The sequence below is a fragment of the Roseomonas sp. TAS13 genome (genome assembly GCF_001950415.1).
Classification (GTDB): Bacteria; Pseudomonadota; Alphaproteobacteria; order Acetobacterales; family Acetobacteraceae; genus Roseomonas; species Roseomonas mucosa.
On sequence record NZ_BDLP01000183.1, the window covers coordinates 1 to 8,724 of the forward strand.

Genomic DNA, 8,724 nt, shown 5'->3' on the forward strand with positions numbered 1-8,724 from the left:
GCGTGGAAAGAGGGGGCAGGGCGGGCGGGGCCGCGGACGGGCCCCGGCGTCAGCCCTGGGCTGCGGCGAGGCGCTTGCGGTAGCCGAAGGCCTGGTCGAAGCGGTTCAGGATATGCTGCCCGGCGGTGACCGGCTCGTAGCGCGCCTCGCCTTCCGCGGCGCCCAGGGCGCGGGGATCGACCATGGCGCCGAAATCCGGGTCGTAGAAGGTGGCGATGGAGAAGCGTTCCCGCCCCGAGCGGTTGATCACCCGGTGCGGGGTGGAGGCGAAGCGGTCGTTGCTCCAGCGCCCGAGCAGGTCGCCCACATTCACCACCAGCGTGCCGGGCAGGGGCGGCGCGTCGATCCAGCCGCCGCTCTGCCGCTCCCGCACCTGGAGGCCGCCATTGCCATCCTGCCACAGCAGGGTCAGGCAGCCGAAATCCGTGTGTGGCGCCACGCCGAATTCGTCCTCGCCCGCGCCCTCGGACCGGGGCGGGTAGTAGATGGCCTGGGTCCGTTGCAGCGGCTTGCGGTAGGAGGCGGCGAAGAAATCCGGCGGCAGGCCGAGGCTCGCCGCCACGGCCGACAGCAGCGCCGCCCCGGCGAGGCCGATCTCGCGGAAATAGTCGGCGAAGGCCGGCTGCATGGCCGGCACGAAGGCGGGCCACTGGTTCGGCCCGCGCAGCGGCTCGCCCGCCCGCACCGCCGCGTCGCTTTCCGGCAGTTCCAGCCCGATGGAGAAGAACTCCTTCCGGTCGGTGTGCCTCGCGCCCTCCATCAGCGCCCCGCCCATGGCATGCCAGCCGCGGTGCAGCCGATTGGCGGCGACCTGGCGCTTGGTGTCCTCCGGCAGGGCGAAGAAGGCGCGGGCGGCGTCCACCGCGGCGGCGATCACGCCCTCATGCACCCCGTGGCCACGGATGTAGAAGAAGCCCGGGCCGGTGCAGGCAGCGTGGATCTCCGCCGCCGCGCGTTCCAGCGCCCCCGGATGGCCCGCGCGCAGCCCGGCGATGTCGATGATGGGCAGGGTGGCCGGCGCGACGGAGGCGGACATGGGGATACCCTCGGAAAGCTTCCGGCGCAGAGCTTTACGAGGCGGGCAGGGCAGGTCAACCTGCATCCCGAAAGACGGCGGGAACGCCGCGGCACGGCTCGGTCTGGAATTCCCGGAGGTCTCCCCGCAAAGGAGCGCGCGTTCCCGCGTGCCCGCATGATGGAGGCCCGGCATGGAGATGAGGCATGACGGATCTTCCCACCCGGCCGTCCCCGGCTTTCGCCCGTGGGGTCGCCGCGATCGGGCGGCGCCCGCTGGCGCTGCTCGGCGCCGCGGCGGCCCTCACCCTGGCGGCGCCGCGCCTCGCCCGGGCGCAGGACGCGCTGGCCAAGGCGAAGAGCGCCGGCGTGCTGAATGTCGCCTCGGAATTCCACTTCGCCCCCTTCGACTTCACCGAGGGCGGCAAGCAGGTCGGGCTGAACGCCGATACCTTCGCCGAGATCGGCAAGGAGCTGGGCGTGAAGGTAGAGTTCCAGGACCTGCCCTGGGAATCCGTGCTGCCGGGGCTGGATGCCGGGAACTACGACATGGTGGCCGGCCCCGCGACCATCACCAGGGCCCGCTCCGAACGCTACCGCTTCACCGCCCCCGTGGCGGAGGCCACGGTCGCCTTCCTGAAGCGCGCCGGCGAGAAGGGGATCACCAAGCCCGAGGATGTGGCGGGCAAGGCGGTGGGCTCCGGCAAGGCGACCTCGCAGCTCGCCCAGACGCAGGAATTCGTGGGCAAGCTGCCCGGCAAGACGGAGGTGCGGGAATACGTCTCCTTCTCGGAGGCCTATGCCGACCTCGCCGCCGGGCGCATCGTCGCCGTGGGGAACTCCCTGCCCAACATCGCCTATACCGCCAAGCAGCGCCCGAACGTCTTCGCCGTGGTCCTGCCCACCTTCGGCGCCAAGAGCTATTTCGGCTTCCTTGGCCGCAAGGACGAGGCCAGCAAGCCGCTGCTCGACGCGGTGGACGCGGCGCTGGACAAGATGCGCGGCGACGGGCGGCTGGCGAAGATCCAGGAGAAGTGGTTCGGCCAGAGCTTCGACGTGCCGGCCCGCGTGACCGACCCCGCCGTCTGACCCGGACGGCCTGACAGCTTGGACGCCGCGTTCCTGGCGGAGGCCTGGCCCGCCCTGCTGCGCGGGGCGGGAAACACCATCCTGGTGTCCCTGGCCGGCATCGCCATCGGCTTCTCGCTCGGCGCGCTGATCGCCGCCGCCGCCACCGCCCGCTCGGCGGGGGCGCGTCTCTTCGCGCGTCTCTACGTCTCCTTCTTCCGCGGCGTGCCGCTGCTGGTGCAGCTCCTGCTCTCCTACTACGCGCTGCCCTTCCTGGGCCTGCACCTCTCGCCCTGGGTGGCGGCGGTGGGCACGCTCGGCCTCTGCTGCGCCGCCTATGCGGGGGAGATCCTGCGCGGCGGGCTTTCCACCGTGCCGAGGCCGGCGCTGGAGGCCGCGCTGCTCGCCGGGCTGACGCCGCGCCAGACCTTCCTGCGCATCCGCCTGCCCATCGCGCTGGCCGCCATGCGCCCCGCCCTGGTCGGAGAGGCGACGATGATCCTCAAGGCTTCCGCCCTGGTCTCGGTGGTGGGGATCTCGGAGATCACGCGCAACTCCCAGGCCATCGCCGCCAGCACCTTCATGCCGCTGGAATCCTATGCCCTGGCCGGGCTCTTCTACCTGGCGCTGAACCTCGTCCTGCTCGGCATCGGCTCGGCACGGAGGCGCGTCCCGTGAACGTCCTGCAGCAATCCTTCGTCGCGGCGCTGAACGGGCTGCCGCTGACGCTGCTGGTCTGGCTGGGCGGCGCGGCGCTGGGCCTCGTGCTCGGCCTGCTGGTCGCCTGCGGCCGGCATCTCGGCCCGCGCCCGCTGGGCTGGCTGCTGGCGGTGCTGGTCGAGGTGGTGCGCGGCACGCCCTTCCTGGTGCAGTCCTTCCTGCTCTACTACGGCGGTCCCTTCATCGGGCTGGACCTCTCGCCCGTCCTGGCCGGAATGCTGGCGCTGACCGTTTATGGCGGCGCCTACTATTCCGAGGTCTTCCGGGGCGGCTTCGTCGCCGTGCCGCCCGCCCAGATGGAGGCCGCGCGGCTGGCCGGGCTGAACGGTGCGCAATCCGTGCTGCGCGTGCTGCTGCCGGGCGCGGCGCTGGCGGCGCTGCCCGCCATCGTGAACCTGACCGTGATCCTGCTGAAGGAAACGGCCGTCCTGTCGATCATCACCGTGCCCGAGATCACCTTCCGCGTGACCGGCGTCGGCAGCGCCACCTTCGCCTATGCCCCGGCCATGGCGGTGCTGGCGGTCTTCTACTGGGCACTGGTGGAGATCATGGCCGTGGCCGGACGGCGTGCGGAACGCGTGACCGCGCGGCTCCTGGCGGCCTGAGGGAGAGGGGAATGAGCGAGCTCCTGCGCGTCGAGAACCTCCAGCGCCGGGTCGGCGACGTGGAGATCCTGCGCGACATCGACCTTTCCGTGGCCCGGGGCGAGGTGCTGGGCATCATCGGCCCCTCCGGCTCCGGCAAGTCCTCGCTGCTGCGCTGCATCGCCGGGCTCGACCCGCTGAGCGGGGGCCGCGTGACGGTGGAGGGCAGGCAGGCCCGCCCCGGCGACGGCGCCATTGGCATGGTTTTCCAGAACTTCGCCCTCTGGCCGCACCTTTCCGCCGAGGAGAACGTGGCCATGCCGCTGCGCGTGGCGCGGAAGATGCCGCGCGCCGAGGCGCGGGAGATCGCGCAGCGCATGCTGGCCCGGGTGGGGCTGACGCAGCAGGCCGGGCGCAAGCCCGCCACCCTGTCCGGCGGGCAGCAGCAGCGCGTGGCCATCGCCCGCACCCTGGCCTCGCGGCCGCGCCTCGTGCTCTTCGACGAACCGACGGCCAGCCTCGACCCGGAGCTGACCACCGAGGTGCTGGACGTGATCCGCGACCTCGCGAAGGACGGGCTGACCATGCTCGTGGTCAGCCACGAGATGGGCTTCATCGCCTCCGTCGCCACGCGCGCCCTGTTCATGGAGGCCGGGCGGGTGCTGGTGGACGGGCCGGCGCAGGAGGTCTTCACCCATCCGGCGGAAGAGCGGCTGCGGCGCTTCCTCGCCACCTATCTCGGCCGCGTCGCCTGGGCGGCGGGCTAGCCCCGAAGGAAAACAGGACATGTCTGCCACCGCCACCTTGCCGGAAGCCCTCGCGGCCCAGCTCGACGCATTGCGCGCGGATTACGACAGGGACGGCGCCGTCCGCGTCCGCGGCGCCTTCGGCCCGGAATGGCTGGCGATGCTGGACCGCGGCATCGAGCGCAACATGGAGGAGCCCGGGCCGATGGGGAAGCGCTACACCCCGGAGGGCAAGCCCGGCATGTTCTTCGCCGACTACTGCAACTGGCAGCGCATCCCGGAATACCGGGAATTCCTGTTCCATTCCCCGGCGGCGGAGATCGTCGGGCGGCTGATGGGCTCGCGCAAGGTGAACCTCTTCCACGAGCATGTGCTGGTGAAGGAACCGGGCACGCTGGAGCCGACGCCCTGGCACCACGACCAGCCCTACTGGACGGTGGACGGCTTCCAGGTCTGCTCGCTCTGGATGGCGCTGGAGCCGGTGCCGCGCGAGGCCGGGGTGGAGTACGTGGCCGGCTCGCACCGCTGGGGCCGCTGGTTCCGCCCGAAGCGCTTCGCCGACCAGAAGGACCATCCGACCGACGAGTTCGAGACCATGCCGGACATGGAGCAGGTGAAGCGGGAGAATCGCCTGCTCGGCTGGGACCTGGCGCCGGGCGACTGCGTGGTCTTCCAGGGCCTCACCCTGCACGGCGCGCCGGGCAATCACCTGCCGACGCGGCGCCGCGCCGTGTCATCGCGCTGGACGGGCGACGACGCGACCTATGTGCTGCGGAACGGCTTCATGTCGCCGCCGCCGCTGCCGGGCGCGCCGGAACCGGGCGGACCGATGGACAGCTCGGTCTTCCCGGTCGTCCGGCGCGCCTGAGCGCCATCGTGGGACCGGCCGCTGCGGCCGGTTCCGCGCGGACGGCCCCGGACGAGGACCGCCGGGCGGAGGCCATCAGGCGAAGGCGATGCCGTGGCCGGAGGTGCTGCCCGTCAGGTCCGCGGTCAGCATCTGGTGCTCCGCGCTTTCCGAGAAGGCGAGCAGCACCTCGGCGCGGCTGAGGACATGCGCGTCGAGATTCGCCGTCCAGTTCGCGAGCCCGCCCGCGTCCGGCGCCCGGTGCAGGGCGTTCTGGTAGAGCCGGGTGACGAAGCCGGCATTGTCCAGCCCGGCATAGCTCGCCTGGAATTCCGCGCTGCCCTCGAAGCCTCGTGCGACGCCGGCGAGCGCGAGGGCGCCGCTCTCGATGCGGTCCGCCCAGAACTGCAACCCGCCCGCATCCGGGTGGCGGCCGAAGGTGGCGTCGTAGAGGCGGGCGACCCGCATGGCGGTCTCGTCGGCATCCCAGATCCCCGCCTGCACCACCGGGGCGGTGCGGGCGATGTTCTCCTGGCTTTCCGAGAAGCTGACCAGGAGCTCCTCGCGCGACATGCCATGGGCGAGGTTGGTGATGTGGAAGGACAGCCCCTCGGCATCAGGCGCGCGGCCCAGGACATTGCTGTAGAGGCGGGTGACGAACCCCGTGTCGTCGAGGCTGCCGTAGCGCAAGGCGAATTCGCGGCTGTTCAGGAAGCCGGTGGCGATGCCGGCCAGGCTCTGCCCGCCGTCCAGCGCATCGATGAAGTGGTTCAGCCCGGCCGGGTCCGGCGAGCGCCCCAGCGCCGCGCCATAGAGGCGCATGACCTCCGCCGCCGGGTCGTGCAGGTCGAAGACCATGCGGCCATCGGCGAAGCGCACCTCCTCCACGTCGCGCAGCACGGCGGCCGCGCCGCCGGCCTGCAGCAGCAGGGTGCCGTCCGCCTGGATGGCGACCTCGCTGCCGCGAAGCCCGACGGCGCCCAGCACCAGCCTGTCGTGGCCGCCGCCGCCATCGACATGGTTCAGCGCATGGCCGTCCAGGCTCAGCCGGTCGTCGCCCGCGCCGCCCTGGACCATGTGCACGAGGCCGGGATCGCTGTCGCTCAGCCCGACCAGCGTGCCGCCACGGCCGTCGCCGGTAACCGTGACGAAATGGCCGGAGCGCAGGTCCTTCATCGACAGGACGGCGACCAGCTCGCCCGCCTGCGCCCCGCTGCCATAGAGGCTCGCCGTGCCATCGGCGTTGAGCATGCCGAAGCCGATGCTCTCGTTCATCAGGTCGATGCGGTTGCCGATGCCGAAGCCCGCGACGGAGGCATGGAAATCGCCCGCCTCCTCGATGCTCAGCGTGCCGGTCGCGCCCAGGAAGCGGATGCCGACATCCGTGCCCAGCGTGCCGATCCCCGCCGCCGCATTGTCCGCCACCCGGTCGCCCAGGCTGAGCTCCGCCCCGGCCTGGATCGCGAAGCCGCCCGTGCCGGTGAGGCTGGCGCTGTCGATCACCAGCGTCCCGCCCTGGGCGGTGATGGTGCCGTTGTTCACCACCGTCCCGCCGAGGCTGCCATGCCCGGCGAAGCTGCCCGTGGCACCGACGGTCAGCCCGGCGGAATCGAAATCGCCCCCGCCGAGCAGGATGCTGCCGTTGTCGGCAATGGTGTTGACCGAGTGGAAGTCGCGCCCGTTCAGCAGTTCCAGGCTGCCGGCGGTGCCGACCTGGGTCAGGCCATAGCGGTTGATCACCCCGTTATAGCCGTTCACCCCGATCTGGTCGTGGCCTTCGAGCGTGAAGCGGGCGCCCATGAAGAAGACATGCCCCGACATCTGGGAGTCGGGGCCGTCGAGGATGATGTGGCTGTCCGGATTCACGCCCGCGCCGGCCAGAAGCTGCCCATGATCGCGCACGATCAGCGTGCCCGCGCCCATGAAGGAGGTGGTGAGCACGTCAAGCGTGCTGCCGCTCCCGGCCTCCAGCACGCCGGTGTTGGTGAAGGTGCGTGCGGCCACGGAGAGCTGGTGGCCGGGGGCATCCGCCACGATCGTCCCGAGGTTCTCGATGGTGCCGTACAGGGCCGGGCCGCGGCTGAACTCGCGCCCGGCCCCCATGACGCCATAGCCATGGACCAGGCCCTCCACCTTGATGGAAGGATTCTGGGCGTAGCTCGGCACCATGATCGTCGAGCCCGCGTCCATGACGGGCGGGCCGAAATAGCCTCCGGCCAGAACGAGCTCACCCTGGGATGCGACGAGGGCCTGTCCGTTGTCCACTCTGACGGTGCCCGCAACCTCCATCCGTCCCGAGAGGTCGATGCTCTGTTCCGTCGCACCACTCCGGGCGACTTCCAGGGTCGAGGAGGCCGGAACCGACAGGCTCCCCGCATCCGAGACGGCCCCGACCAGCACCAGGCCGGTCACGACGAGCGCCTGGCCCGCTTCGACGACCAACCGGTCGTCCGTCGTCAGGGGGCCGGCCAAGGTGGGCCCTGTCGGAGTGAAGCTGCTCGTCGCCATAGCGATAACCCTCGTGGAGCAGTGGTTATCGGGAAAGAATCGGCACGCGACCAGATCGAAACCGAAAGAATGGCGGGAGAAACCTGATTTTTAACAACAACCTATGGTTGCATTTTGAAGGCCGGTCCGAGGTTCGCGGGGGCTGGAGGGGTCGGCATTCCGGATCGCCCGCCCTAGGATCGCGGCGGCACGACAAGGGTGGAGGACTTCCATGGAGTATCGCAGGCTCGGTCGCAGCGGCCTGAAGGTTTCGCCGCTCTGCCTCGGCACCATGATGTTCGGCGGCCCGGCGGAGGAGGATGTCGCCGGGCGCATCGTGGCCCGGGCGCGGGAGGCCGGGATCAACTTCATCGACACGGCGGATGTCTACAATGCCGGCCGCTCCGAGGAGATCACCGGCCGCCTGATCCATGGCGAGCGCGACTGGTGGGTGCTGGCCACCAAGCTCGCCAACCCGACGGGGCAGGGGCCCAACGACCGCGGCCTGTCGCGCCGCCACTGCATCCTGGCCGCCGAAGCCAGCCTGCGCCGCCTGGGCGTGGAGGCAATCGACATCCTCTACCTGCACAAGGAGGACCACGAGACGCCGCTGGAGGAGACGGTGCGCGCCATGGCGGATCTCGTGCGCGCCGGGAAGATCCGCCATTTCGGCGTTTCCAACTTCCGCTCCTGGCGGCTGGCGGAGATCTGCCGCCTTTGCGACGCGGCGGGCATCGACCGGCCCGTGGTCAGCCAGCCGCTCTACAACGCGCTGAATCGCATGGCGGAGGTGGAGCACCTGCCGGCCTGCGCCCATTTCGGCCTGGGCGTCGCCCCCTACAGCCCGTTGGCGCGGGGCGTGCTGACCGGCAAGTACCGCCCCGATGCGGTGCCGGAGGCGGGCACGCGGGCGGAACGCGCCGACAAGCGCCTGATGGAGACCGAATGGCGTCGCGAAAGCCTGGAGATCGCCCAGGAGATCGCGCGCCACGCCCAGGCGCGCGGCATCACCCCCGGCCAGTTCGCCATGGCCTGGCTGCTGCACAACCGCCTCGTCACCGCGCCCATCGCCGGGCCGCGCACCGAGGCGCAGTGGGAGGAGTATCTCGGCGCGCTGAACCACCGCTTCACGGCGGAGGACGAGGCGCTGGTGGACCGGCTGGTGCCGGCCGGGCACCCCTCCACCCCTGGCTACACCGACCCGGCCTATCCGGTGGCTGTCTCTTGATCACATCTACGCACAGCTCCACCGTAAGGC

8 protein-coding genes are annotated in these 8,724 nt (G+C 71.1%); 6 read left to right on the forward strand and 2 right to left on the reverse strand.

The window, feature by feature from the left end:
• Nucleotides 1-49 precede the first annotated feature (49 nt).
• Nucleotides 50-1,036: an isopenicillin N synthase family oxygenase gene (locus ROTAS13_RS14435; protein ID WP_075822677.1), complete on the reverse strand. Its 987-nt coding sequence runs from the start codon at nucleotides 1,034-1,036 to the stop codon at nucleotides 50-52.
• A 185-nt stretch (nucleotides 1,037-1,221) separates the two neighbouring features.
• On the opposite strand from ROTAS13_RS14435, the gene ROTAS13_RS14440 reads away from it, so the two are divergent.
• From ROTAS13_RS14440 to ROTAS13_RS14460, 5 genes are read left to right on the forward strand one after another with little or no spacing between them, the layout of a single operon-like run.
• Nucleotides 1,222-2,103 carry a transporter substrate-binding domain-containing protein gene (locus ROTAS13_RS14440; RefSeq protein WP_099781461.1) on the forward strand — a complete coding sequence of 294 codons (882 nt, stop codon included), beginning with the start codon at nucleotides 1,222-1,224 and terminating at the stop codon, nucleotides 2,101-2,103.
• An 18-nt stretch (nucleotides 2,104-2,121) separates the two neighbouring features.
• Complete coding sequence (locus ROTAS13_RS14445) at nucleotides 2,122-2,760, forward strand: amino acid ABC transporter permease (RefSeq protein WP_019460662.1); 639 nt, start codon at nucleotides 2,122-2,124, stop codon at nucleotides 2,758-2,760.
• Nucleotides 2,757-3,407 carry an amino acid ABC transporter permease gene (locus tag ROTAS13_RS14450; RefSeq protein ID WP_019460663.1) on the forward strand — a complete coding sequence of 217 codons (651 nt, stop codon included), beginning with the start codon at nucleotides 2,757-2,759 and terminating at the stop codon, nucleotides 3,405-3,407. The genes ROTAS13_RS14445 and ROTAS13_RS14450 overlap by 4 nt, the downstream gene beginning before the upstream one ends.
• Before the next feature lie 11 nt (nucleotides 3,408-3,418).
• On the forward strand, nucleotides 3,419-4,153 hold the full coding sequence (locus tag ROTAS13_RS14455; protein WP_019460664.1) for an amino acid ABC transporter ATP-binding protein: 735 nt from the start codon (nucleotides 3,419-3,421) through the stop codon (nucleotides 4,151-4,153).
• A 19-nt stretch (nucleotides 4,154-4,172) separates the two neighbouring features.
• Entirely contained in the window at nucleotides 4,173-5,000 is an 828-nt protein-coding gene (locus ROTAS13_RS14460; protein ID WP_075822678.1) for a phytanoyl-CoA dioxygenase family protein, read from the forward strand.
• Nucleotides 5,001-5,075: 75 nt separating this feature from the next.
• On the opposite strand, the gene ROTAS13_RS14465 is transcribed toward ROTAS13_RS14460, so the two are convergent.
• Nucleotides 5,076-7,421: a DUF4214 domain-containing protein gene (locus ROTAS13_RS14465; protein ID WP_075822679.1), complete on the reverse strand. Its 2,346-nt coding sequence runs from the start codon at nucleotides 7,419-7,421 to the stop codon at nucleotides 5,076-5,078.
• Between the two features lie 277 nt (nucleotides 7,422-7,698).
• On the opposite strand from ROTAS13_RS14465, the gene ROTAS13_RS14470 reads away from it, so the two are divergent.
• Complete coding sequence (locus ROTAS13_RS14470; protein WP_075822680.1) at nucleotides 7,699-8,694, forward strand: aldo/keto reductase; 996 nt, start codon at nucleotides 7,699-7,701, stop codon at nucleotides 8,692-8,694.
• Nucleotides 8,695-8,724: the final 30 nt, after the last annotated feature.

Excerpts from the sequence above, each read along its gene's own strand:
- ROTAS13_RS14435 (WP_075822677.1), bottom strand. The coding sequence starts at position 1,036 with ATGTCCGCCTCCGTCGCGCCGGCCACCCTGCCCATCATCGACATCGCC.
- ROTAS13_RS14440 (WP_099781461.1), top strand. The coding sequence starts at position 1,222 with ATGACGGATCTTCCCACCCGGCCGTCCCCGGCTTTCGCCCGTGGGGTC.
- ROTAS13_RS14455 (WP_019460664.1), top strand. The coding sequence starts at position 3,419 with ATGAGCGAGCTCCTGCGCGTCGAGAACCTCCAGCGCCGGGTCGGCGAC.
- ROTAS13_RS14460 (WP_075822678.1), top strand. The coding sequence starts at position 4,173 with ATGTCTGCCACCGCCACCTTGCCGGAAGCCCTCGCGGCCCAGCTCGAC.
- ROTAS13_RS14470 (WP_075822680.1), top strand. The coding sequence starts at position 7,699 with ATGGAGTATCGCAGGCTCGGTCGCAGCGGCCTGAAGGTTTCGCCGCTC.